19 protein-coding genes are annotated in these 23,846 nt (G+C 69.1%); 12 read left to right on the forward strand and 7 right to left on the reverse strand.

The features are described from left to right. From LPA45_RS26505 to LPA45_RS26515, 3 genes are read left to right on the forward strand one after another with little or no spacing between them, the layout of a single operon-like run. Entirely contained in the window at positions 1 to 1,029 is a 1,029-nt protein-coding gene (locus LPA45_RS26505; protein WP_116319119.1) for an amidohydrolase family protein, read from the forward strand. 31 nt (positions 1,030 to 1,060) lie between these two features. Further along, the gene (gene ligK / locus LPA45_RS26510) at positions 1,061 to 1,756 is read left to right on the forward strand and encodes a 4-carboxy-4-hydroxy-2-oxoadipate aldolase/oxaloacetate decarboxylase (protein ID WP_317919709.1); all 696 of its coding nucleotides are present in this window, start codon (positions 1,061 to 1,063) and stop codon (positions 1,754 to 1,756) included. 54 nt (positions 1,757 to 1,810) lie between these two features. Beyond that, a complete protein-coding gene (locus LPA45_RS26515) occupies positions 1,811 to 2,911 on the forward strand; it encodes a porin (RefSeq protein ID WP_317919710.1) in 1,101 nt (366 codons plus the stop codon). 18 nt (positions 2,912 to 2,929) lie between these two features. Here LPA45_RS26515 and LPA45_RS26520 read toward each other — a convergent pair whose 3' ends face one another. The 3 genes from LPA45_RS26520 to LPA45_RS26530 are packed head-to-tail and all read right to left on the reverse strand — an operon-like array spanning position 2,930 to position 6,166. Further along, entirely contained in the window at positions 2,930 to 4,147 is a 1,218-nt protein-coding gene (locus LPA45_RS26520; RefSeq protein ID WP_317919712.1) for a cation:proton antiporter, read from the reverse strand. A 15-nt stretch (positions 4,148 to 4,162) separates the two neighbouring features. Next, a complete protein-coding gene (gene fabG / locus LPA45_RS26525; RefSeq protein ID WP_116319115.1) occupies positions 4,163 to 4,894 on the reverse strand; it encodes a 3-oxoacyl-ACP reductase FabG in 732 nt (243 codons plus the stop codon). A gap of 42 nt (positions 4,895 to 4,936) precedes the next feature. Further along, positions 4,937 to 6,166, reverse strand: coding sequence for an NAD(P)/FAD-dependent oxidoreductase (locus LPA45_RS26530; RefSeq protein WP_116319114.1), 1,230 nt, complete (start codon positions 6,164 to 6,166; stop codon positions 4,937 to 4,939). A 301-nt stretch (positions 6,167 to 6,467) separates the two neighbouring features. Between LPA45_RS26530 and LPA45_RS26535 the strand changes: the two genes are divergently transcribed. Both LPA45_RS26535 and LPA45_RS26540 read left to right on the forward strand, forming a co-directional pair. Beyond that, positions 6,468 to 7,502, forward strand: a complete 1,035-nt coding sequence (locus LPA45_RS26535; RefSeq protein WP_116319113.1) for an aldo/keto reductase — start codon at positions 6,468 to 6,470, stop codon at positions 7,500 to 7,502. 247 nt (positions 7,503 to 7,749) lie between these two features. After that, complete coding sequence (locus LPA45_RS26540; protein WP_317919714.1) at positions 7,750 to 11,031, forward strand: transglycosylase domain-containing protein; 3,282 nt, start codon at positions 7,750 to 7,752, stop codon at positions 11,029 to 11,031. On the opposite strand, the gene LPA45_RS26545 is transcribed toward LPA45_RS26540, so the two are convergent. Beyond that, positions 11,004 to 11,255 (reverse strand): GlsB/YeaQ/YmgE family stress response membrane protein, encoded by a 252-nt coding sequence (locus LPA45_RS26545; RefSeq protein ID WP_116319111.1) that lies wholly within the window; start codon positions 11,253 to 11,255, stop codon positions 11,004 to 11,006. The two genes, LPA45_RS26540 and LPA45_RS26545, sit on opposite strands and share 28 nt — an antisense overlap. Positions 11,256 to 11,376: 121 nt before the next feature. Beyond that, positions 11,377 to 12,933 (reverse strand): methyl-accepting chemotaxis protein, encoded by a 1,557-nt coding sequence (locus LPA45_RS26550; RefSeq protein WP_317919716.1) that lies wholly within the window; start codon positions 12,931 to 12,933, stop codon positions 11,377 to 11,379. A 340-nt stretch (positions 12,934 to 13,273) separates the two neighbouring features. Here LPA45_RS26550 and chrA point away from each other — a divergent pair, with 340 nt between their 5' ends. From chrA to LPA45_RS26585, 7 genes are all read left to right on the forward strand, one after another. Further along, positions 13,274 to 14,497 carry a chromate efflux transporter gene (gene chrA, locus LPA45_RS26555; protein WP_317919717.1) on the forward strand — a complete coding sequence of 408 codons (1,224 nt, stop codon included), beginning with the start codon at positions 13,274 to 13,276 and terminating at the stop codon, positions 14,495 to 14,497. 296 nt (positions 14,498 to 14,793) lie between these two features. Beyond that, entirely contained in the window at positions 14,794 to 15,450 is a 657-nt protein-coding gene (locus LPA45_RS26560; protein ID WP_116319108.1) for a PepSY-associated TM helix domain-containing protein, read from the forward strand. Positions 15,451 to 15,538: 88 nt separating this feature from the next. Next, positions 15,539 to 16,063, forward strand: coding sequence for a DUF2271 domain-containing protein (locus LPA45_RS26565; protein WP_116319107.1), 525 nt, complete (start codon positions 15,539 to 15,541; stop codon positions 16,061 to 16,063). Between the two features lie 70 nt (positions 16,064 to 16,133). Next, positions 16,134 to 16,937, forward strand: a complete 804-nt coding sequence (locus tag LPA45_RS26570; protein ID WP_376790681.1) for a DUF4198 domain-containing protein — start codon at positions 16,134 to 16,136, stop codon at positions 16,935 to 16,937. A gap of 13 nt (positions 16,938 to 16,950) precedes the next feature. Further along, positions 16,951 to 17,970: an FAD:protein FMN transferase gene (locus tag LPA45_RS26575; protein WP_116319105.1), complete on the forward strand. Its 1,020-nt coding sequence runs from the start codon at positions 16,951 to 16,953 to the stop codon at positions 17,968 to 17,970. Beyond that, a complete protein-coding gene (locus LPA45_RS26580; protein ID WP_199414567.1) occupies positions 17,967 to 19,565 on the forward strand; it encodes a sulfite reductase flavoprotein subunit alpha in 1,599 nt (532 codons plus the stop codon). Before LPA45_RS26575 ends, LPA45_RS26580 begins: the two co-directional genes overlap by 4 nt. 126 nt (positions 19,566 to 19,691) lie before the next feature. Further along, positions 19,692 to 22,130 carry a penicillin acylase family protein gene (locus LPA45_RS26585; protein ID WP_317924707.1) on the forward strand — a complete coding sequence of 813 codons (2,439 nt, stop codon included), beginning with the start codon at positions 19,692 to 19,694 and terminating at the stop codon, positions 22,128 to 22,130. A gap of 124 nt (positions 22,131 to 22,254) precedes the next feature. Here LPA45_RS26585 and LPA45_RS26590 read toward each other — a convergent pair whose 3' ends face one another. Together LPA45_RS26590 and LPA45_RS26595 are read right to left on the reverse strand one after the other, a co-directional pair. Beyond that, positions 22,255 to 22,932, reverse strand: coding sequence for a type 1 glutamine amidotransferase domain-containing protein (locus LPA45_RS26590; RefSeq protein WP_317924706.1), 678 nt, complete (start codon positions 22,930 to 22,932; stop codon positions 22,255 to 22,257). A 143-nt stretch (positions 22,933 to 23,075) separates the two neighbouring features. After that, positions 23,076 to 23,768 carry an SDR family NAD(P)-dependent oxidoreductase gene (locus LPA45_RS26595; RefSeq protein WP_116319102.1) on the reverse strand — a complete coding sequence of 231 codons (693 nt, stop codon included), beginning with the start codon at positions 23,766 to 23,768 and terminating at the stop codon, positions 23,076 to 23,078. Positions 23,769 to 23,846 lie beyond the last annotated feature (78 nt).

Below are 23,846 nucleotides of genomic sequence, written 5' to 3' on the forward strand. Positions count from 1 at the left end.
ATGATCATCGATTGCCACGGCCACTTCACCACCGCGCCCAAGGCGCTGGAAGACTGGCGCAAACAGCAGGTGGCCAACCTCGCCACGCCGGAACTCGGCCCCAGGCCCTCCGACCTGCGCATCTCCGACGACGAACTGCGTGAAGCCATCGCCGGCAACCAGCTCCGGCTGATGCAGGAGCGCGGCTCCGACCTGACGATCTTCTCGCCGCGCGCGTCGTTCATGGCGCACCACATCGGCGATCTCGAAACCAGCGCCACGTGGGCGGCGATCTGCAACGAACTGTGCGCCCGCGTTGCGCAACTGTTTCCGGACAACTTCGTCGGCGCCGCCATGCTGCCGCAGTCGCCGGGCGCGGACGTCAGCACCTGCCTGCCGGAACTGAAGCGCTGCATCACCGAATACAACTTCGTGGGTGTGAACCTGAATCCCGACCCGTCGGGCGGCCACTGGACCTCGCCGCCGCTGTCGGACGAATACTGGTTCCCGGTCTACGAGATGATGGTCGAGTACGACGTGCCGGCCATGATCCACGTGAGTACGAGTTGCAACGCGTGCTTCCACACGACCGGCGCCCACTACCTGAATGCCGACACCACGGCCTTCATGCAGTGCCTGGCCAGCGACCTGTTCCAGCGTTTCCCCAGGCTGAAGTTCGTGATCCCCCACGGCGGCGGTGCGGTGCCCTACCACTGGGGCCGCTTCCGCGGCCTTGCGCAGGAAATGAAGGTGCCGCCGCTGGAAGAGCATGTGCTGCACAACGTGTTCTTCGACACCTGCGTCTATCACCAGCCGGGCATCGACCTGCTGACCGAGGTGATCCCGGTCGACAACATCCTGTTTGCCTCCGAAATGATCGGCGCGGTACGCGGCATCGATCCGCGCAGCGGCCACTACTACGACGACACCAGGCGCTATGTCGACGCCACGGCAAACCTGAATGACGAACAGCGCCACAAGATCTTCGAGGGCAACGCGCGCCGCGTCTATCCGCGGCTGGACGCGCAACTCAAGGTGCGCGGGTTGTAATCCACGCCATCCGACGATAAAGGAATCCGCCATGCAACCCATCCAGAACCAGATCGGCGTCGTGCACCGCCGCATCGAACGAGCCGATCCCGAGGTGGTGGCGCGCCTGTCGCGTTTCGGCGTCGCCACCGTGCATGAGGCGATGGGCCGTATCGGCCTGATGAAGCCCTATATGCGTCCCGTGTACGCCGGTGCGGCCACCTGCGGCCCTGCCGTCACCGTGCTGCTGCAGCCCGGCGACAACTGGATGCTGCACGTGGCCGCCGAGATGATCCAGCCGGGAGACGTGGTGGTGGCCGCCTGCACCGCCGACAGCACCGACGGCTTCTTCGGCGACCTGCTCGCGACCTCTTATCGCGCCCAGGGCGCAAAGGGCCTTGTTATCGACGGCGGCGTGCGCGATGCGCGCGACCTCAAGGAAATGGGCTTTCCCGTCTTCAGCCGCGCCATCCACGCCAAAGGCTGTGCGCGCGCCACCATCGGCTCGGTCAATGTGCCGGTGGTCTGCGCCGGCGGGCTGGTGGATCCCGGCGACGTGGTGATCGCCGACGACGACGGCGTGGTGATCGTGCCCAAGGCGCTGGCCGCCGCCGTGGCCGACGCTGCCTACGCGCGCAGCGCCAACGAGGAAGCCAAGCGCGCCCGCTTTGCCGCGGGCGAGCTGGGCCTGGACATGTACGGATTGCGCGAGCCGCTGGCGCGTGCCGGCTTGCGCTACATCGATTGAGCCGGCTGCCCGCCGCATGGCGGGCCTATTGATAACAACAACAGGAGGAGAGGGATGAGAGCAAAACGACCCGTCGTGCGATCGGCGTTGGCCGCGCTGTGCGCCGTGCCCGCGCTGGCCGCGGCGCAGTCAGTGACGTTGTACGGGCTGGTGGATACCGGCGTGGAGTTCCTGAACCACGTCGGCGGCGGCGACACCGTGGTGCGCATGCCCAACCTGAGCGGCACGGTGCCGTCGCGCTGGGGCCTGCGCGGCAGCGAAGACCTCGGCGGCGGGCTGAAGGCGAACTTCGTGCTCGAATCGGGCTTTGGCGCCGACTCCGGCAGCGCCAACCAGGGCGGCCGGCTGTTCGGGCGGCAGGCATGGGTCGGGTTGCAGAACCAGTGGGGACAGGTCAGCTTCGGGCGCCAGTACACCATGCTGTTCTGGGCCATGCTCGATACCGACATCCTCGGCCCCAACGCCTACGGTTCCGGCTCGCTCGACAGCTACTTCCCCAATGCGCGCGCCGACAACGCGGTCGCCTACAAGAGCAAGTTCGGCGGCCTGACGGTGGGGGCGACCTACAGCCTCGGGCGCGACACCATCAACGCCGGCCCCAGTCCCTCGGGCACCAACTGCGCCGGCGAGAACCCCGCCGACAGCCGCGCCTGCCGCGAATGGTCGGCCATGCTGATGTACGAGACCAACTGGTGGGGCGTTTCGGGCGTCTATGACTCGCAGCGCGGCGGCCCTGGCGCGTTCGGCGGGCTGACCTCCAGCGCGCTCAAGGATGACCGCCTGGCGCTTGGCGGCTACATGTTGCTGGGCAATGCCAAGGCGGGGCTGGGCTGGGTCGGCCGCCGCAACGAAGCGCTGGCGGCGCCACGCAGCAACCTGTTCTACGGCGGCGTGGCCTACGACATCACGCCGGCGCTGAACCTGGCCGGCGAGCTGTTCTACCTGAAATACCGCAACAGCCCCAACAAGGCGTGGCTCGGCGCGGTGCGCGCCAGCTATGCCTTCTCGAAGCGGACTTCGGTGTACGCCACCGCGGGCTATATCGGCAACGGCGGGCAACTGGCGCTGTCGGTCAGCAGCGCGGCGACGGGTGGCTCGCCCAATGTGGGCGGTACGCAGTTCGGTTCGATGCTGGGCATCAAGCACGTGTTCTGAATCGCGACCCGCAGCCGCTCAGCGCAAGCGGCCATGTGTCACCAGCAAGGTCAGCGGACGCGCCAGCAGCGTACTGGCCAGCGCCATCAGCAGCAGCCCCGAGAATGCCGTGGTGCTGATGACGCGCGCATCCAGCAGCACGGTCAGCACCACCACCTCGACCAGTCCCTTGGTCTGCAGCAACGCGCCCAGGGCGAGCGACTTGCGCCAGCCCATGCCCGCGCGCAACGCCGGCAGCGCAACGCCGGCCATCTTGCCGGCGATGGCGACGACCAGGGACAGCGCCGCGATCCACAGTGTCATCGGCTCCTGCAGCGAAATTTCGGTCCGCAGCCCGGCGGCGAGGAAAAAGAACGGCAACAGCACCACCACCGTCATCGGCTCCAGCTGCTGGCGCACGCGCTGTGCCGCCTGCGACGGCCAGACCAGGCCGGCGACGAAGCCGCCCATCACGTGGTGCAGCCCGGCCAGCTCGCCCAGGAACGCCGACGCCAGCACGAGGAAGAACGCCACCGCCAGCAGCAGCTCCGTCTCCTGCGCGCGGCGGCGCAGCAGCCAGGCGAGCGCGGGGCGCACCGCGCCGAACATGAAGGCGAGATAGGCCACGGCGCGCGCGCCGATGGCCAGCACGCTGGCGCCTTGCTGGCTGCCCTGCTGCAGCAGCACCAGCGTCAGGAACAACCACACCCATGCGTCGTTGACCGCCGCGCAGCGCAGCGCAAGCTGGCCCAGCGGGGTGCCGGTGAGCCGCATCTCGCGCAGCAGCGCGCCCAGCACGGGCAGCGCGGTGACCGCGGTGCAGATGCCCATCGCACAGGCGAACCAGTAAGGATCGGCATGCTCGCCGGCCACCGGCCAGCCGGCGCGGATCATCCACCACCCCGTTACGCCGCCGAGCACGAACGGCGCGGCGATGCTGCCCAGCGAGATACGCAAGGTGTCATGCCAGTGCGTCGTCGCCGCGTCTTCGCGCAAATGCAGGCCGGTCAGGAAGCAGAACAGCGTCACGGCGAGCCATTGCAGGCCGGACAGCATCGGCAAGTGATCGGGGCCGAACAGCGCCGACCAGCCCTGTGGCGCCAGCTGGCCGAATACGGACGGCCCGAGCATGATGCCGGCCAGCACCTGCACGGCCACCAGCGGAAAGGCGGCCTGCAGGCCTGCCCCGCGCCACAGCAGGTAGGGCAGGGCGACCACCAGCATGGCCTGCAGGAAGAAGATGCTCACCGCGTTCATTGGATCTTCGCGTCCTTACCCGAACATCCCGCCGTTGACCGAAATCACCTGCCGCGTGATATAGCCGGCATCGGGCGACAGCAGGAAGGCCACGGTGGCAGCAACCTCGTCCGGCGTGCCCATGCGCCGCGCCGGGATCAGGCGCAGCGCTTCCTCGCGCACGTGCGGCTCGACCATGTCGGTGTCGATCAGGCCGGGCGCGACGCAGTTGACCGTGATGGCGCGCTTGGCCAGTTCGATGGCAAGCGCCTTGGTGGCGCCGATGATGCCCGCCTTGGCGGCGCTGTAGTTGGCCTGCCCGCGGTTGCCGACCAGCCCGGAAACCGACGACAGCGTGACGATGCGGCCGGGCTGGCGGCGCTGCACCATGGGCATCACCACCGGGTTGAGCACGTTGTAGAAGGCGTCGAGGTTGGTGTGCACCACCTCGTCCCACTCGGCGCCGGTCATGGCCGGGAACGCCGCGTCGCGGGCCAGCCCGGCATTGCAGACCACGCCGTAGTAGCAGCCGTGCGTGGCGATGTCGGCCAGCAGGGTGGCCGCTGCCTCGTCGCGGCGGCTGACGTCGAAGCACAGCACGCGCGACCTGCTGCCATGGGCGCGCACCGCGTCGGCCACGGCTTCGGCCTCGTCGCGGCGTGCGCGGCAGTGCACCACCACGTCATAGCCGTCGCGCGCCAGGCGCAGCGCGATGGCGCGGCCGATGCCGCGCGACGATCCGGTGACCAGTACGGTCGGATTGGTCATGCTTGTTGTCCTTGCATAAGGGCTATGCCGGCTCGGCGGCGGTCAGACGTTGCAGAACTCTTCCAGCACTGCCATGCGGCGGCGTGGATCGGCGACGAACGGGTTGTTGCGGTCCCACGCATACCCGGCCAGCACCGCGCTGATCATGCCGCGGATCTCCGACGTGGCGTTGGGGTGGAAGATCAGCTTCTGGAAGCGGCCTTCATACCATGCCTCGACAAAGACGCGGAAGCAATCGACGCCCGCACGCAGCGGCTGCGCGAAATCCTTCTCCCAGTCCACCGTTTCGCCGCCGAGCTGGCGCACCAGGCAGTCCGCCGCCAGGCTGGCCGACTTGAAGGCGATGGTGACGCCGGAGGAAAAGACCGGATCGAGGAATTCGCCGGCATTGCCGAGCAGCGCGTAGCCGTTGCCCCACAGCGAGCTGACGTTGGCCGAGTAGCCCGCGATCTGGCGCGCCGGGGTGTCCCACGAGGCATCGGCAAGCAGGCTGGCCAGCCCCGGCTCCTCGGCCACCAGCGCGCGCAGCCGCTCGGTCTCGGTGCCGGTGTAGTTGTCCAGGAACGCCTTCTCCGCCACCACGCCGAGCGAGCAGCGGCCGTCCGAGAACGGGATGGTCCAGTACCACACGTCCGGGTGCTGCGGATGCACGCTGATCAGGATCTTGTTGCGGTCGAAGGTCCCCGGCGCGATCCGGTCTTCGACATGGGTGAAGAGCGCGCTGCGCACCGGGAAGCCCGACGGCGACTCCAGCTTGAGCAGGCGCGGCAGGATGCGGCCGAAGCCCGAGGCATCGAGCAGGAATTTCGCGCGCACCCGGTACTGGCTGCCGTCCGGCGCGCGCACCGTCACCTCGGGCTGCGCGCCGCCGACGTCGACGTTCTCGACCAGATGCGCGAAGCGGACTTCAGCGCCCTGGCGTGCAGCCTCGCGGATCAGCACATCGTCGAAGCGGGCGCGCTGCACCTGGTAGGTCGTGCCCCAGCCGGGAGAGAATTTTTCCCGGAAATCGAAGGCAGTGTGCTGGCCGGCGCGGGAGAACGCGGCGCCGTTCTTGTACTGGAAGCCGGCTTCCACCACCGCGCGCAGCATGCCGGCGCTTTCGATATAGGCCATGCTCTGCGGCAGCAGGCTTTCGCCGATCGAAAAGCGCGGGAAGATTTCCTTCTCGATCACCAGTACCGGGATCCCGTGCTTGCGCAGCAGGCCCGCCGCGACCGAGCCGGCCGGGCCTGCGCCAATGATGACGACATCCGTGGTTTCCGTTTGCATGGTGTCCGATCCTTGTTCCTGGTCAGGCCGGCGGGGTGGGGCCGCCGGCAAACGCAAGAATATGGCGGCAAAACGCCGCCAGTTGGCGTGCCAGCAACATCTTGAAACCATTTCAGGCGGTTGTCGCGCGGAATTGTGGGGTAGCCATGGTGCAGCAGGGGTGCAATAAAAGGCGCAATAAAAGGAGCCTGACAGCCGCGTTTGTTTCGCTGTCCGCCGTCTGCCGGTGTGCTCGCCGGCACGATTGCCGCACTGCCGGCAAAATGTGGGATCGTGGTCACACCCATATCCGGAGAACCCCATGCCAGCCACCACCATGCCCTACCGTCGCCTCGGCGCCAGCAACCTGCGCGTCTCGGCGCTGTGCCTGGGCACCATGATGTTCGCCGACCAGACCGACGAAGCCGAGGCGGCGCGCATCGTTGCCAGCGCGCGTGACCAGGGCGTCAACTTCATCGATACCGCCGACGTCTACACCAAGGGCGCTTCGGAACAGATGGTCGGCCGCCTGCTGACCTCGAACCGTCACGACTGGGTGCTGGCGACCAAGCTGGGCAACGCCATGCAGTCCGCGCCCAACCACTCGCACTACTCGCGCGTGTGGATCACGCGTGCGGTCGAGGACAGCCTGAACCGGCTGGCGACCGACTACCTCGACATCCTCTACCTGCACCGCGACTACCCCGGCGAGAACCTGGAAGAGGCGGTCCGCGCGATGGGGGACCTGGTGCGCAGCGGCAAGATCCGCTACTGGGCCGTGTCGAACTTCCGCGGCTGGCGCATCGCCGAGATCGCCCGCCTGTGCGGCGAGCTGGGCGTGCCGCGCCCGGTGGCCTGCCAGCCGTACTACAACCTGCTGAACCGCGTCCCCGAGGTCGAGATCCTGCCGGCTTGCGAGCACTATGGCCTGGGCGTGGTGCCTTACAGCCCGGTGGCACGCGGCGTGCTGACGGGCAAGTACGCGCCCGGCCAGGCGCCGGGACAGGGCACCCGCGCCGGCCGCGCCGACCGCCGCATGATGGAAACCGAGTTCCGCGAGGAATCGCTGGTGATCGCGCAGCAACTCAAGGCGCATGCCGAGGCGCGCGGCCTGACGCCGGGGCAGTTCGCCACGGCGTGGGTGCTGGCCAACCCGATCATCTCGTCGGTCATCGCGGGGCCGCGCACGCTGGCGCAGTTCGAGGACTACTTCGGCGCGCTCGGGGTCGAAATCACGCCGGACGAAGAGGCCATGATCGATGCGCTGGTCGTGCCGGGGCATGCGTCGACCCACGGCTACAACGACCCGGGTTACCCGTTCGGGGGAAGGCCGGTGGCACGCGCGCAGAAAGCATGACAGCGACGCACGCCGGCGGTGCAAGCCAGCGGCGGCATGTGGCGCAAGCGCGTCTCCGGATGACGCGCGTTAACAACGGCGCGAAGAACGTCGCGAAGACCCCACGCATGCTTGCTGCACGCGGGCCCGACTCCTACTAATATCAAGAGAAGCGGCACGCGCACTGCGCGTGCCGCGAGAATAATGCGCTTCGAGCCGGTGCGCGCATGCCTCTGCGCGCAGCGCCGGCCCAACAGGGAAGCCCAACGTGTCGCGTCGTGGCTGGATCTTCGCTGGCTTGGCGGTCGCCCTCACCGGGGGCGTCTACGTCGTGTATAGCATTGTCGCGAGCGAAGTGCGCAATTCGCACTGGCAGGCGCGGCTGATCGGCGAGCTCGGCCAGCGGCTGACCTTCGAGATCCAGCCCGGCGCCAGCGACAGCATCCGCTTCCCGCATTCCGGTCCGTACGATGCCCGCATGGGCTACGGCATGCTGCCGCAGTTCGCGCAGCGGCTGCAGCAGCGCGGCTACGTTCCGGCCGAGCAGGCGCGCATGTCGCCCGACATGGTCAGGCTGATGGACCAGGGCTTTTTCGCGCCGTACCGCGAGAAAAACCAGGCCGGCCTCTTGCTGCGCGACTGCAACGGGCTGACGCTGGCGTTCGAGCGCTATCCGCAGCGCCAGTATCCCGACTTCGCCACGGTGCCGCCGCTGCTGGTGAGTGCGTTGCTGTACGTCGAGAACCAGGGGCTGCTGAACCCCGAATACCCGAACATGAACCCGGCGCTGGACTGGCGCCGGCTGTCGCGCGCGGTGATCGACCAGGTCATCCGGCTGGCCGACCGCTCGCACGACGCGCCCGGCGGCAGCACGCTGGCCACGCAGATCGAGAAGTACCGGCACTCGCCCGAGGGCCGCACCGCGTCGATCCCCGAGAAGTTCCGGCAGATGGCGTCGGCGTCGCTGCGCGCCTACCTCGACGGGCCCGACACGCAGCGCGCGCGCGAGCGCATCGTGGTTGACTACCTCAACACCGTGCCGCTGTCGGCGCGCGAGGGCTTCGGCGAGATCAACGGCATCGGCGACGCGCTGTGGGTCTGGTACGGCGAGGACTTCGGCGAAGTTAACCGGCTGCTCAAGGAAATGGACCAGCGCGCGCCCGACCCGCGCCAGGCGCAGGTATACAAGCGCGCGCTGTCGCTGATCATCTCGCAGCGCCGCCCGTCTTACCATTTGCGTCGCGACGACACCAACCTGGATGCGCTGACCGGCAGCTACCTGCGCCTGCTGGCTGCCAACGGCATCATCACCGCCGAGCTGCGCGACGCGGCACTGGCGCAGACGCTGGACAAGGCCGCGCCGCCGTTGCGCGGGCCGCAGGAGCCGTTCGTCACGCGCAAGGCCGTCAACCGCGTGCGTGCCGACGTCACCCGCCTGACCGGCGTGGAAAGCCGCTACGACATGGACCGGCTCGACCTGACGGTCGACAGCACCGTCAACCGCGAGGCGCAGCGCATCGTCAGCGAGACGCTGCAGCGCGTGAACAACAAGGCGGATGCGCGCGCCATGGGCCTGTACGGCCACAACCTGCTGCGCGATAACGACGACCCGTCGAGGCTGATGACCAGTTTCACGCTGTTCGAGCGTGTCGGCAACGCCAATGTGGTGCGGGTGCAGGCCGACAACATCGACCAGCCGTTCGACATCAATAGTGGCGGGCGCCTGAACCTGGGCTCGACCGCCAAGCTGCGCACGCTGGTGACCTACCTGGAAATCATCAGCGAGCTGCACGCGCAGTACGCCGGCATGGGGCGCGCCGAGCTGGCCGGGGTGCGGCTGGCCCGGCAGGATGCGCTCGCCCACTGGGCGGTGGATTACCTGTCCAAGACGAAGAAGCCCGAGGAGCGCGAACTGATGGCGATGCTCGAGGCCGCGATGGAGCGCAAGTACTCCGGCAGCGCCGGTGAAGGCTTCTACACCGGCGGCGGGCTGCAGAGCTTCACCAACTTCGAGCGCGAGGCGGGCGAGCGCAACATGACCGTGCGCATCGCGTTCCAGCACTCGGTCAACCTGGTCTTTATCCGCATGATGCGCGACATCGTGCGCTACGAGACCTTCCACGCCAGCCCGGATATCGGCGAGCTGTTCGAGGACCGCAATGCCCCCGGCCGGCGCGAGTACCTGGAGCGCTTCGCCGACCAGGAAGGCAGCGCCTACATGGTCAACTTCTACCAGCGCTATCGCGGCAAGAATTCCGAGCAGCGGCTGGACACGCTGCTGGGCCGCGTGCGCATGACCATCCCGCACATCAACGCGGTGCGCATGTCGGTGACGCTGCTGAGCGCGCGCCCCTACCTGGATGAGGAAAACTATATCCGCATCATGCGCGCGCGCCTGGGCGACAAGCAGCTGGCCAAGGAAGACCTGCCCGCGCTGTACCGCAAGTACGGCAAGGACAAGTTCAACCTGAACGACCGTGGCTACCTGTCACGGGTGCATCCGCTGGAGTTGTGGATGGTGGAGTACCTGGACCAGCACCCCGAGGCGACGATGACGGAGGTCCTGCGCGCCAGCACCGCCGAGCGGCAGGAAGTGTACAAGTGGCTGTTCAAGACGCGCAGCAAGGCGGGCCAGGACAACCGCATCCGCACGCTGCTGGAGCAGGACGCCTTCACCCGCATCGCCAGGCGCTGGCAGCGGGTCGGCTACCCGTTCGATTCGCTGACGCCGTCGTACGCCAGTGCGATCGGCGCGGCGGGCGACCGTCCGGCGGCGCTGGCCGAACTGGCCGGCATCCTGCTGGCCGGCGGCGTGGTCACGCAGAGCGCCGCGGTGCGCAGCCTGGCCTTTGCCGACGGCACCCCCTACGCCACGCGCTACGTGCTGCAGCCGGGATCGGGCAAGCGCGTGCTGCCGGCCGAGGTGGCCGAGCTGGCGCGGCGTTCGATGCTCGATGTGGTGGAGCGCGGCACCGCCAAGTCGATTCGCGGCGCTTTCACGGTGCCGGGGCGCGACGGTGCATCGATGACGGTGGCGGGCAAGACCGGCACCGGCGACCAGCGCTTCCAGGTGTACGGCCCGGGCGGTCGGTTGATCTCGTCGCGCTCGGTGAACCGCTCGGCAACCTTCGTCTTTACGCTGGGTGAGCGCTTCTTCGGCACCGTGGTGGTCAACGTGCGCGAACCCTACGCGGCGCGCTACAGCTTTACCAGCGCGCTGGCGGTGCGGGTGCTGCGAGCGATCGCGCCCCAGGTGGCGGCAATGGCGCCAGGCGGTGACCGCGCGCTGCTGCGCTGCCGCGATGCCGCGCCGGGCCTGCGCACGCCGCGCGTGCCGACCATGGCGGCTCCGGTCGAAGCCGTGCCGGGCGCCACCATGGCGCAGGGGCTGGAAGCCCCGCCGCGCGCGGACGCGGTGGCTCAGCCCCCGGCGCCTGCGGCGCCTGCCCCGGCCAAGCCGGCCAAGCCCGAAGCGCCGAGCCTGGCCGACGCCAACGATGCGATCACCGTGCGCAAGGCCAGTCAGCCCTTGCGGCGGACCATGCCGTAGATCACCAGCAGCACGATCGCGCCGATCACCGAGGCAATCCAGCCCACCGGTTCGCCCGGCTGGTACCAGCCCATCGCGCGGCCGACGTAGCCGGCCACCACCGAGCCGAGCACGCCGAGGATGATGGTCATGATCCAGCCCATCTTGTCGTCGCCGGGCTTCACCGCCCGTGCGATCAGTCCGACGATGAGGCCAACGAACACGGTGCCGATGAATGCCATCATGGTGCGCTCCCGGTAGTGGACTGCTTAGAATGGGCGCCGGCCGCACGATGCAGCCGGCTGCGCTTCATGATACACGCAGCCAGCGGCTGCGTATGACGGCAACGGGACTGGGCCGGCGGGATCAGCCCCCCGCCAGCCGGAACTGGCCGACGGCCCGGTGCAGCATGTCGGCCTGGTCCTCCAGCGAGGCCGCGGCGGCGGCCGCTTCTTCGACCAGCGCCGCGTTCTGCTGCGCCATCTGGTCCATCTGCGAGACCGCCTGGTTGACCTGCTCGATGCCGCCGGTCTGCTCCTCGGTGGCGGCACGCATCTCGCCCATCAGGTCGGTCACGCGCTTGACCGCTGCCACGATCTCGTCCATCGCCTTGCCGGCGCTTTCCACCAGCACCGCGCCGTCTTCCACGCGCTGCGCCGAATTGCCGATCAGCGCCTTGATCTCCTTGGCGGCAGTGGCGCTGCGTTGCGCCAGCGTGCGCACCTCGCCGGCCACCACGGCGAAGCCGCGGCCCTGGTCGCCGGCGCGGGCGGCTTCCACCGCGGCATTCAGCGCCAGGATATTGGTCTGGAAGGCAATGCCCTCGATCACGCCGATGATGTCGACCACCTTGCCCGAGGCCTGCTTGATCTCGCCCATGGTCCCGACCACCTGGTTGACGATGGTGCCGCCGCGCACGGCGATGTCCGAGGCGCCCTCGGCCAGGTGACTGGCCTGGCGCGCATTGTCGGCGCTCTGGCGCACGGTGCTGGTCAGCTGCTCCATGCTCGCGGCGGTTTCCTGCAGCGAGGCGGCCTGTTCCTCGCTGCGGCGCGACAGGTCGGCATTGCCCGCGGCGATCTGCTTGGCCGCGCCGGCGATCGAGTCGGCCGAGCCGCGGATGCTGCCGATCGCGCCGGTCAGGCGCGTCTGCATGCGCTGCATCGCGAACAGCACGCTGTGCTCGTCGCCCGGGCGCACGTCGACATGGCTGCCGAGATCGCCCTCGGCAATGCGGCCGGCGATCTGCGCGGTGGTGGCCGGCTCGCCGCCGAGCTGGCGGTGCAGGCTGGCGGAGACGCGCACCATCACCAGCGACATCAGCGCGCCGACCGCCAGCAACAGGCCGAAGGCTTTCATCAGCTCTTTGTGGAAGGTCGCTTCGATGTCATCCATGTAAAAGCCGGCGACGAAAACCCAGTCCCATGGCCGGAAGGTGGCCACGTAGCTGAGCTTGGGCTGTGCCGCCTCGGCGCCCGGCTTGGGCCATGCATACTCGACGAAGCCCTTGCCCGGCCCCTTGGCGACCTCGATCATGTTGCGGAACAGGTAGACCCCGTTGGGATCTTTCGTGTCCTCCATCACCTTGCCAATCATGTCTTCCTTGAACGGGTGCATCAGCACCACGCTGTCGGAACGCATGACGGTGAAGTAACCATCGCTGCCGAAGCGCATGGCGCGCACGCGGTCGATGGCCTGCTGCCTGGCCTCCTCCTGCGGCAGCTTGCCTGCCTTGGCCAGCGCCTCGTAATTGGCCACCACCGAGACGACCGTGTCGGTGACATGGATCAGGTCCAGCCGGCGCTCTTCCATGCGCAGGCTGCGTATGTGCCAGGCGTTCCACAGCGTGACGCCGAGCAGGCAGACCCAGCTCAGCACCAGCGGCAGCAGCAGTTTTTTCTTCAGGCTCAGGTTGTCCAGCATGCTTCTCACTCCTCCTTCAGCGCATTGCGCATTGCTCATCGGTGACACGCATCTGCGGCGTCATTCATGGTTGACGCCTGTCGGGGCATGCGTGTGCGTCTGCGGGCTAACGGCGGGGCGGCAAACTAACTTGATTGGGGTAATACCGCCCATGGGAGTGGTGTGGTTGTTTGGTTTTAATACATTTGCCGCATAAGTGATGTAACGAGCTCTTATGTTTCTTCGTGGCAGGCGGGACGTGATGCCGCAGGCTCATGTCACGCCGTTGTCCCTGTAAATCCGGCAGAATCGGCGCGTTGCACCGACACAACCTTTCTCATCTACAACGTCCCCTGCGCACATGGCCACCTTGCCCAGCCCGTCCGAAAACACCCACCGCCATGACGGGCCGCTTGCCGTGTTCCTGGTGTTCCTGCGCCTCGGCCTGACGTCGTTCGGCGGTCCGGTCGCGCACCTGGCGTTCTTCCGCGACGAGCTGGTGCGGCGCCGCCAGTGGCTGAGCGAAGCCGCGTATGCCGATGTGGTCGCGCTGTGCCAGTGCCTGCCCGGCCCGGCCAGCAGCCAGACCGGGATCGCGCTGGGGCTGTCGCGCGCGGGCTATGCCGGCGCGCTGGCGGCATGGCTGGGCTTCACGCTGCCGTCGGCGGTGCTGATGATCCTGTTCGCGCTGGGCGTCTCGCACTACGGCATGGCCGCCGCGCCAGGCGTGCTGCACGGGCTCAAGCTGGTGGCGGTGGCCGTGGTGGCGCAGGCGGTGTGGGGCATGGCGCGCACCCTGTGCCGGGGCGCGCTGCGCATTGCCATCATGTTGCTGGCCACCGTTGCGGTGCTTGCGCTGCCGGGGCCATGGACACAGGTGGCGGTGATGACCGTTGCGGCGCTGGCGGGCGCGGCGCTGCTGCGGCCGGCGCTGGCCGGCGCGCATGAGCCACTCGGGCTGCCGATGGGTCATCGGGCCGGCGCGTTGCTGCTGGCAGCCTTCGCCTTGCTGCTGGCGGGCCTGCCGGTGCTGGCGCAGCTGAGCGCCGATCCGGCCGCGCGCCTGTTCGACGCCTTCTACCGCGCCGGCGCGCTGGTCTTCGGCGGGGGACACGTGGTGCTGCCGCTGCTGGACGCTGAAGTGGTGGCGCCCGGCTGGGTCGGCAAGGAAACCTTCCTGGCAGGCTATGGCGTGGCGCAGGCCATGCCCGGTCCGCTGTTTACATTTGCAGCCTTCCTGGGCGCTTCGTCGCAGATGCCGCCTTCCGGCTGGGCTGGCGGGCTGCTGTGCACGGTGGCGATCTTCCTGCCCGGCGCGCTGCTGGTGCTCGGCACGCTGCCTTACTGGGAAAGCCTGCGCCGTAACCGCCGGGCACAGGCGGCGCTGGCCGGCGTCAATGCGGGCGTGGTTGGGCTGCTGCTGGCGGCGCTGTGGCAGCCGGTGTGGGTCGGCGCGGTGCGCGGGCCGCTCGACATCGTGCTGGTCGCGCTGGCGCTGGTGGCGCTGATGGCGTGGAAGCTGCCGCCATGGCTGGTGGTACTGGCCAGCGGCGTGGTGGGGTGGGCGGCGGGCATGTGGCTGTAACGCCGCAGCACCGCTGCAATAGCCGCTGCAATTGTCGCCGTAGGGGCGGCTGCTGCCGGGCCTGCGGGAGACCTCGGCACGCGCCAGCTTGACCCTTGTAATGTGTCGTAACCTGCCGCGTCGCGGAACCGTTTGCGCATTCAAATGCGAACGATTATCCTTCTCTGCGGCGTCCGTCATTGTGATGACAATGGCACAACCTCAGCGTTACGTGCGCGAGGCGGCGCTCCAGCTTCCAAGGATCCCAGCGCAGGGCCGGCCGCCGGCTCCGCCGGAGCCACCCGCTTACCACCGCAATGACCGAATCCCAGCCAGCTTCCGGCCAGCAGCGCCGCGCGTTCTGGCTCAAGCATCTCCACCAGTGGCACTGGATCAGTTCCGCGATCTGCCTGATCGGGATGATGCTGTTCGCCGTGACCGGCTTCACGCTCAACCATGCGTCGCAGATCGAGGCGAAGCCGGCGGTCGAGACGCGCCACGCCACCGCGCCCGCCGCGCTGCTCGACGCGCTGCGCGCGCAGGAGCCCGCCGGCGAAGGCAAGTCACGCGATCGCAAGGCGCCGGTGCCTGAAGCGCTGGCCGCATGGCTGGCACAGGCGCTCGATGTCGATGCCAACGGGCGCGAGGCCGAATGGTCGGCCGATGAAATCTACGTGGCGCTGCCGCGCCCGGGCGGCGATGCCTGGGTCAGCCTTGAGCTCGACAGCGGCGAAGCCCAGTACGAGAAAACCACGCGCGGCGCGATCTCCTACCTGAACGACCTGCACAAGGGCCGCAACACCGGCCAGGCATGGAGTCTGTTCCTGGATGTGTTCGCGTTCGCCTGCCTGGTCTTCAGCATTACCGGCCTGTTCCTGCTCAAGCTGCATGCGGGCGGGCGCCTGGCGACGTGGCCGCTGGTCGGCCTGGGGCTGGTGGTGCCGCTGCTGCTGGCGGTGTTGTTCATTCACTGAGCATTCACTGAGCATCACCGGACCCGCCGGCAACCCAACCCCATTTGCCTTTTTCCTGCTGCATCTCACTGACGAGGTTTCTCCGAATATGCGCCGACTGCTCTCCGTCACCCTGACCGGCATGGCCACGGTCCCGTTCGCGGGTCCCGCGCTGGCCGCCGACCTGAACGTCAAGGTGGAAATCCCGCGCCTCAGCGTGGCCGAGTACCACAAGCCCTACGTGGCGATGTGGGTCGAGCGCGCCGACCAGAGCCCGGTGCAGACCCTGGCGGTCTGGTACGACGGCAAGCTCAAGGAAAACGAGGGCACCAAGTGGCTCAAGGACATGCGCCAGTGGTGGCGCAAGGCCGGCCGCGACCTGAACATGCCGGCCGACGGCATCTCGGGCGCGACCCGCGCGCCGGGCGAGCACACGGTCAGCTTCCGCGATGGCAAGAATCCGCTGGGCAAGCTGCCGGCGGGCGACTACCAGCTGGTGGTCGAAGCCGCGCGCGAAGTCGGCGGGCGCGAACTGGTGCGCGTGCCGTTCACCTGGCCGCCGCAAGCCGCACAGACCGCCCGCGCCAAGGGCGACCACGAACTCGGCGGTGTCACCGTCGACCTGAAGCCGTAATCCTTCCCGGAGCCTGACGATGAAACCTACCGCCATCCTGTCTGCCATCGTGTCCCCCACCCGTTCCCGCATGGCCATCCGCGTGGCCGTGCTCGCCCTCGCCGCGCTGGCGCCGCTGGCCGCGCACGCGCACCGCCAGTGGCTGCTGCCGTCGGCCACCGTGCTGTCGGGCAATGACCCGTGGGTGACCGTTGACGCCGCCGTCTCCAACGACCTGTTCTACTTCGAGCACGTGCCGCTGCGCCTGGACAACCTGCAGGTGACCGCCCCCGACGGCAGCGCCGTCAAGGCCGAGAACGCCGCCACCGGCAAGTACCGCAGCACCTTCGACCTGCACCTGACGCAGCCGGGCACGTACCGCGTGGCGGTGGTCAACCAGGGCCTGTTTGCCAGCTACAAGGTCGATGGCCAGGCCAAGCGCTGGCGCGGGTCGGCCGAGAACTTCGCGAAGGAAGTCCCGGCCAATGCGCAGGAGCTGACGGTCACGCAGGCCGAAGGCCGCGTGGAGTCCTTCATCACCGCCGGCAAGCCCAGCGACAAGGGCCTGCGCACCACCGGCCGCGGCCTGGAACTGGCGCCGATCACGCACCCGAATGACCTGGTCGCCGGCGACACCGCCAGCTTCCGCCTGCTGCTCGACGGCAAGCCCGCCGCCAACCTGAAGGTCGAGGTGGTGCCGGGCGGCATCCGCTACCGCGACAAGCTGCAGGAGTTCAGCGCCACCACCGACGCCGACGGCAAGTTCAGCGTCAAGTGGCCGGCGCCGGGCATGTACTGGATGGAAGCCGAGGTCCGCGACGACAAGGCCAGCTTCAAGCAGGCCAAGTCGCGCCGCGCCACCTACGCGGTGACGGTGGAAGTGCTGCCGCAATAAGCATTTCGCCGCGTTGAACCGCATCCTGGTCCCTGTCGCGCTGCAAGCGCCCCCGGTGCCGCCCGCGCAAGATGCCCGGCAGCACCGCTGGGGCGGCGCGAGCATGGGCACGACCTGGTCGGTCGTGGCCCTGCTGCCGCCCGGGGCGGATGCCGATGCCGTCGGCGCGGGCATCGTCGCCGTGCTCGACGGCGTGATAGCGCAGATGAGCAACTGGGAAGCGGACTCCGATATCAGCCGCTTTAACCGCGCCGCGCCGGGCAGCTGGCAAGACCTGCCGCCAGATTGCTTTGCTGTCCTGCAATGCGCGCTGCAGGTGGCGCGCGAGAGCGGCGGTGCTTATGACCCGAGCGCGGGGCCGCTGGTCGACCTGTGGGGCTTCGGCCCGGCACCGCGGCGCAGCGCGCCGCCATCGCCCGATGCCGTGCAGGCGGCACGCGGCCGCTGCGGCTGGTCGCGCATCGAACTCGATGCCGATGCAAGGCGCGCACGCCAGCCCGGCGGCGTGTCGCTGGACTTTTGCGCCATCGCCAAGGGCTTTGCCGTTGACGCGGTGGCGCGCTACCTCGATGCACAGGGCCTGGCACACCACCTGACCGAGGTCGGCGGCGAACTGCGCGGCCATGGCGTCAAGCCTGACGGCATGCCGTGGTGGGTCGCACTGGAAGCGCCGCCAGGCCTCGGCAGCGACGGACAGGAAAAACAGGCCGGGCAGACCCTGGTGGCGCTGCACGGCCTGTCCGTGGCCACCTCGGGCGACTACCGCCGCTACTTCGACAGCGACGGGCGGCGCTATGCCCATACCATCGACCCGCGCACCGGCTACCCGGCCAGCCACGCACTGGCTTCGGTCACGGTGATCCACCCGCAGTGCATGCTGGCCGATGCGCTGTCCACCGCGCTGACCGTGCTCGGCCCGCAAGCCGGCATGGCGCACGCGCGCCGCCACGGCATTGCCGCGCGCTTCCTGGTGCGCACGCCGGGCGGCTTCGACGAACATCTTTCCCCGGCTTTTGCCGCGATGCTGGCATGAGCCGCTCCATCCTTTCACCCTTTGCCGGCGCCAGCTGGCTGGCCCTGGCCGGCGGCGTGGCGCTGTCGGCGCTGGGGCCCTCGCGCAGCGCCATCGCCGCCGGCGTGGTGGCCGCCTATGCCGGTTTCTGCGGCACGGTGCTGGCGCACCACCGCCAGCGGCGCGCGCGCGCGGCGGCATTGGCAAGTACCACGGACGGCGCCACGCTGGTCGCCTATGCCAGCCAGACCGGGTTTGCCGAGCAGCTGGCGCTGCAGACCGCGACCGCGCTGCAGGGCGCCGGCATGCCGGTGCAATTGCTGTCGCTGGCCGAGGTCGACGCCGGCCGGCTGGCCGCGTGCCGGCAGGCGCTGTTCGTGGTCAGCACCACCGGCGAGGGCGACGCGCCCGACAGCGCGTCGGGCTTCGCGCGGCGGCTGCTGGCCGGCGGCGCGGATGGCCTGCGCGAGCTGCGCTACGGCATCCTGGCGCTCGGCGACAGCAGCTATGCGCGCTTCTGCGCCTTTGGCCATGCGCTCGATCACTGGCTGCAGCGCCATCGCGCGCAGCCGCTGTTCGACCTGATCGAGGTCGACAACGGCGATGCCGGCGCACTGCGCCACTGGCAGAACCATCTGTCGGCGCTGAGCGGCGGCGCGGAGATCGCCGACTGGGAGCGCCCGCGCTACGGCGACTGGGTGCTGGCGCAGCGCCGGCACCTGAATCCCGGCAGCCAGGGCGCGCCGGCGTTCCATCTGGTACTGGAGCCGCGCGACCGCGATGCGCTCGACTGGCAGCCGGGCGACATCGCCGAGGTCGGCCCGTGCCATGCACCGGCCGAGGTCGCGCAGCTGCTGGCCCGGCTCGCGCTGGATGGCGCCACTGCGGTGCGCTGCGACGCCCGCGACCTGACCCTGGCCGAAGCGCTGGCCACGCGCATGCCGCTGCCCGATGCCCACTTTGCCGCGATGCAGGGCGTGCCGGCCCAGCAACTGGTCGATGCGCTGTCGCCGCTGCCGCACCGCGAGTATTCGATCGCTTCGCTGCCGCAGGACGGCCGCCTCGACCTGCTGGTGCGGCAGGCGCGCCGCGATGACGGCCGGCTCGGGCTGGCCTCCGGCTGGCTGACCGGGCATGCGGCCGTGGGCGCGCATATTGCATTGCGCATCCGCACCAACCGCAGCTTCCACCCGCCCGCCGACGACCGGCCGCTGATCCTGGTCGGCAACGGCACCGGACTGGCCGGCCTGCGCGCGCACCTGAAGGCACGCGCCGTGGCGGGACGGCGCCGCAACTGGCTGCTGTTCGGCGAGCGCTCGGCCCGGCATGACGCTTTCTTTGCCGACGAACTGGCCGCCTGGCAGGCCGACGGCACGCTGCAGCACGTCGACCATGCCTGGTCGCGCGACGGCGGCACGCCGCGCTACGTGCAGGACGCGCTGCGCGCGCAGGCGCCGCTGGTGCGCGAGTGGGTAGAGGATGGCGCGGCGATCTATGTCTGCGGCAGCCTGCAAGGCATGGCCGGCGGGGTCAACGAAGCGCTCACGGAAATCCTCGGCGAATCCGCGCTGCGCCAGCTTGCCGACGACGGCCGCTACCGGCGCGACGTCTACTGATTACTCCAATCGCCGTGCGGAGATCGGCCGCGCCTTCCTTTACCCACTCGCGCCCAGGCCGCGCATGCACTATCTTCGGTGTGGACTGCAAAGCATTTGCAGCCAATACAAAACCGAGGAGACCTGATGCGACGCACCCCCCGCCGCCTTGCCGCTGCGCTGGCTTTGGTTGCCACCACCGTTGCCACCACCATCCCCGCCGCCATGGCCGAGGCACCCGCGCGCGCCGACCGCCTGGCCGTTCCCGGCCTGGAGAAGCCCGCGACCGTGCTGGTCGACCGCTGGGGCGTGCCGCATATCTACGCCGGCACGCTCTACGACGCCTTCTACGTGCAGGGTTTCATGGCGGCGCGCGACCGCCTGTGGCAGATCGACCTCTGGCGCAAGCGCGGCCTCGGCGAGATGGCGAAGGACTTCGGCCCCGCCTACGCCGACGGCGACCGCATGGCGCGCGCGGTGCTGTTCCGCGGCGACATGTACCGCGAATGGCTGGCCTACGGCTCCGACGCCAAGCGCGTGGCCGAGGCCTTCGTCGCCGGCGTGAATGCCTACGTGGCGCTGACCGAGCAGAAGCCGGAACTGCTGCCGCCCGAGTTCCGCAAGCTCGGCTACAAGCCCGCGCGCTGGCAGGCCGAGGACATCGTGCGCATCCGCCACCACGGCCTGACGCTGAACTTCACCGGCGAGATCGAGCGGGCCCAGCTCTTCTGCCAGGCCAGGGCCGATGCCGTCCGCGCCGACTGGATCCGGCGCGAACTCGATCCGCCGGTCGAACCCAGGCTCAGCGCCGGCCTCGATCCCTGCACGGTGCCGGCCGCCGAACTGCGCCGCGCCTATGAACTGGCCACCGCCGCCGCGCGCTTCCCCAAGGACGCGTGGAGCGGCGCGCAATCCGCCAGCATCCCGCTCGACCAGCTCTATGCACTGGTCGACCCCAGCAGCGACACCGGCCGCAGCCTCGGCTCCAACAACTGGGTCATCGGCGGCAAGCGCACCACCACCGGCCGGCCGATCCTGGCCAACGACCCGCACCGCTCGCACGGCGCGCCCAGCCTGCGCTACATCAGCCACCTGAACGCGCCCGGCATGTCGGTGATCGGCGCGGGCGAACCGTTCCTGCCGGGCATCTCGATCGGGCATAACGGCACCATCGCGTTCGGCCTGACGCGCTTCTACATGGACCAGGAAGACCTCTACGGCTACGAGCTGAACCCGGCGAACCCGCGCGAATACAAGTACAAGGGCCGCTGGGAGCCGATGGAGACCGTCACCGAGGAGATCGTCGTCAAGGGCGAGCCCGCGCCGCGCAAGGTCACCGTCGACTTCACCCGCCACGGCCCGGTGCTGCACGCCGACGCCGCGCGCGCCTGGGTGCTGCGCGCAGCGTGGCTCGACTACGGCATGGCGCCGTACTTCGGCTCGATGGACTACATGCGCGCGCGCAACTGGGACCAGTTCCGCGCCGCCATGAACCGCTGGGGCGCGCCCGGCGAAAACCAGGTCTATGCCGATACCGGCGGCAATATCGGCTGGATTCCCGGCGGCCTGACCGTCAAGCGCCCCAACTGGGACGGGCTGACGCCGGTGCCGGGCGACGGCCGCTATGAATGGGCCGGCTACCGCAACATGGACGAGCTGCCGTGGGCCTACAACCCGACGCCGGGCTATATCGTCACCGCCAACGAGAACAACATCCCGCCCGAGCATCCGGCGGCAAAGCTGGGCGTCGGCTACGAATGGAGCGACAGCTCGCGCGCGCGGCGCCTGAAGGCGGTGGTGGGCGCCAATCCGCGCAGCTCGGTGCAGGACTCGATGGCGTGGCAGAACGATACGGTGTCGCTGCCGGCACAGCGCGTGGTGGCGCTGCTGAAGGACGTGCGCAGCGACGACGCGCAACTGGCGCGCGGGCTCGACCTGCTGCGCGGCTGGGACGGCAATGAACGCGCCGACAGCGCCGCGGCGGCGCTGTTCGAGGTCTGGTTCAGCAAGCACCTGCGCCAGGCAGTGGTGCGCGCGGCATTGCCCGCCGATGCTGCCCGGCTGGTCGGCGCCGGCGATGCGGCGCGCGTGGTCGCGGTGCTGGAGCAGCCCGATCCGTGGATGCCGGTGGCGCGGCGCAACGCGGTGATGCTTGAATCGCTGAAGGCCGCGATGGCGGAGGTGGAAGGCAAGCTCGGCCCGGACCCGCGCGGCTGGCAATGGGGCAAGCTGCACACCGCGGTGTTCGCGCACCCGATGGACCCGATCCTGAGCGATGCCGAGCGGCAGCAGTTCAACGTCAACGCCGGGCCGATCGGCGGCTCGGCCTTCACGCCGATGAACACCAGCTACCGCAACAGCGATTTCCGGCTGACCGCCGGGGCGTCGTTCCGCATGGTGCTGGATGTCGGCAACTGGGATGGCTCGCGCGTGATCAACACGCCGGGGCAGTCGGGGAATCCGGCCAGCTCGCGCTACCGCGACCTGGCGCCGCTATGGGCCAAGGGGGAGTATTTCCCGCTGGTCTATACGCGCAAGGCGGTGGAGAAGGCGAGCAAGGAGAGGCTGGAGCTGGTGCCGCAGTAAGAACCTTCAACCGGGGTATCGCAAGCTGAGCCGTCCGCCGCAAGCTACCACCCCAGGCAAACGCACCCCTCTCCCGCAAGCGGGCGAGGGGAGCAGACCGCCGGCGACGTGAAAGCGCCGGGCTTTACTTCAACAGCCCCAGCACCGCCTCGGCCCCCGCCTCCGACGAAGCCGGGTTCTGCCCCGTCACCAGCCTTCCCTCCACCGCAACGTGGCTGGCCCAGTCCTCCCCGCGGGTAAACCGCCCGCCGCTGGCCTTCAGCACATCCTCCACCAGGAACGGCACTACCTTGGTCAGCTGCACCGCCTCTTCCTCGCTGTTGGTAAAGCCCGTGACTTCCTTGCCCTTCACCAGCGGCTGCCCGTCCGCGCCCTTGACGTGTCGCAGCACCCCCGGCGCATGGCACACGGCGCCCACCGGCTTGCCCAGCCGGACGAACTGCTCGATCAGCGCGATCGAACGCTTGTCTTCCGCCAGGTCCCACAGCGGCCCATGGCCGCCGGGATAGAACACGGCGTCGAAGTCCTCCGCCTTCACCTGGTCCAGCGTCAGCGTGCTGGCCAGCACGGCCTGCGCGTCAGCATCCGAGCGGAAGCGGCGGGTAGCGTCGGTCTGCGCGTCGGGGTCGTCGCTCTTGGGATCGATCGGCGGCTGGCCGCCCTTGGGCGAGGCCAGCGTGATGCCAGCGCCGGCGTCCTTGAAGACGTAGTAGGGCGCGGCGAATTCTTCCAGCCAGAAGCCGGTCTTCTTGCCGGTATTGCCGAGCTGGTCATGTGAGGTCAACACCATCAGGATGTTCATGTGGCTGCTCCTTGGCGAAACGTGGGCACGGTGGCGCAACGCCATTCAGCATAGTGCCCCGGCCGCGAACATCCTATGGTCTTGACGGAAGCGACAAGTGCCGTGCCGTGGGTCCGGCACGGCGCGCGCGACCGTAATGCGCATTACGCGCGGTTGACCACCGGCACCAGCGCGCCCTGCACCGCGCGCGCGGCGTCGGAGGCGAGGAACAGGATCACGTCGGCCAGTGCGTCCAGGCCGACCCAGCGCGAGGTGTCGGCATCCGGCATGGCCTGGCGGTTCTCGGGCGTGTCGAGGATGCTGGGCAGCACCGCGTTGATGCGGATACCCTGGTCGCGCAGTTCGGCCGACATCGATTCGGTCACCCGCGCGAGCGCGTCCTTGGACGCGCAGTAGGCGCCCATCTGCGCCAGCCCGCGTGCCGCCGAATTGGCGCCCACGTTGACGATGGCGCCGCCGCCGGCGGACAGCATGTGCGGCACCACGGCGCGCGCCATGTTCAGTACCGTGCCCACGTTCATGTCGAACAGGCGGTTCCAGTCGGCTGCGCTGGTCTCGTGGATGCCCGTGCCCATGGCGAAGCCGCCGGCCAGGTTGCACACCACGTCGATGCGCCCGCACGCCTGCACGGCTTCGCCGATGGCATTGCCCAGGCTGTCCGCATCGAGCAGGTCGGCCTGCAGCGCCAGGTGGCCGCTGCCGGCTTCGGGCAGCGGTGCGGCATGGCGGTCCAGCAGCACCACGCGCGCGCCTGCCTGTGCGAAGGCGTGCGCGACCGCGCGGCCCAGGTTGCCGCGTGCGCCGGTGACCAGTACGTTTTTGCCGTTGAAGTTCATTTGCGTGCTCCTGCGCCGTGGCGGCGCGCATTGTCGTGATCAGGCTTCGCCCGGCTTTTACATTCGTGGCCGGCAGCG

It is taken from the genome of Cupriavidus sp. Agwp_2 (genome assembly GCF_040784895.1).
Classification (GTDB): domain Bacteria; phylum Pseudomonadota; class Gammaproteobacteria; order Burkholderiales; family Burkholderiaceae; genus Cupriavidus.

Coding starts and splice junctions, on each gene's coding strand:
- LPA45_RS26505 (WP_116319119.1), top strand. CDS start 1: ATGATCATCGATTGCCACGGCCACTTCACCACCGCGCCCAAGGCGCTG.
- LPA45_RS26560 (WP_116319108.1), top strand. CDS start 14,794: ATGACCGAATCCCAGCCAGCTTCCGGCCAGCAGCGCCGCGCGTTCTGG.
- LPA45_RS26520 (WP_317919712.1), bottom strand. CDS start 4,147: ATGAACGCGGTGAGCATCTTCTTCCTGCAGGCCATGCTGGTGGTCGCC.
- LPA45_RS26530 (WP_116319114.1), bottom strand. CDS start 6,166: ATGCAAACGGAAACCACGGATGTCGTCATCATTGGCGCAGGCCCGGCC.
- LPA45_RS26585 (WP_317924707.1), top strand. CDS start 19,692: ATGCGACGCACCCCCCGCCGCCTTGCCGCTGCGCTGGCTTTGGTTGCC.
- LPA45_RS26590 (WP_317924706.1), bottom strand. CDS start 22,932: ATGAACATCCTGATGGTGTTGACCTCACATGACCAGCTCGGCAATACC.
- fabG (WP_116319115.1), bottom strand. CDS start 4,894: ATGACCAATCCGACCGTACTGGTCACCGGATCGTCGCGCGGCATCGGC.
- LPA45_RS26580 (WP_199414567.1), top strand. CDS start 17,967: ATGAGCCGCTCCATCCTTTCACCCTTTGCCGGCGCCAGCTGGCTGGCC.
- ligK (WP_317919709.1), top strand. CDS start 1,061: ATGCAACCCATCCAGAACCAGATCGGCGTCGTGCACCGCCGCATCGAA.
- LPA45_RS26565 (WP_116319107.1), top strand. CDS start 15,539: ATGCGCCGACTGCTCTCCGTCACCCTGACCGGCATGGCCACGGTCCCG.
- LPA45_RS26535 (WP_116319113.1), top strand. CDS start 6,468: ATGCCAGCCACCACCATGCCCTACCGTCGCCTCGGCGCCAGCAACCTG.
- LPA45_RS26515 (WP_317919710.1), top strand. CDS start 1,811: ATGAGAGCAAAACGACCCGTCGTGCGATCGGCGTTGGCCGCGCTGTGC.
- chrA (WP_317919717.1), top strand. CDS start 13,274: ATGGCCACCTTGCCCAGCCCGTCCGAAAACACCCACCGCCATGACGGG.
- LPA45_RS26595 (WP_116319102.1), bottom strand. CDS start 23,768: ATGAACTTCAACGGCAAAAACGTACTGGTCACCGGCGCACGCGGCAAC.
- LPA45_RS26545 (WP_116319111.1), bottom strand. CDS start 11,255: ATGATGGCATTCATCGGCACCGTGTTCGTTGGCCTCATCGTCGGACTG.
- LPA45_RS26550 (WP_317919716.1), bottom strand. CDS start 12,933: ATGCTGGACAACCTGAGCCTGAAGAAAAAACTGCTGCTGCCGCTGGTG.
- LPA45_RS26570 (WP_376790681.1), top strand. CDS start 16,134: ATGGCCATCCGCGTGGCCGTGCTCGCCCTCGCCGCGCTGGCGCCGCTG.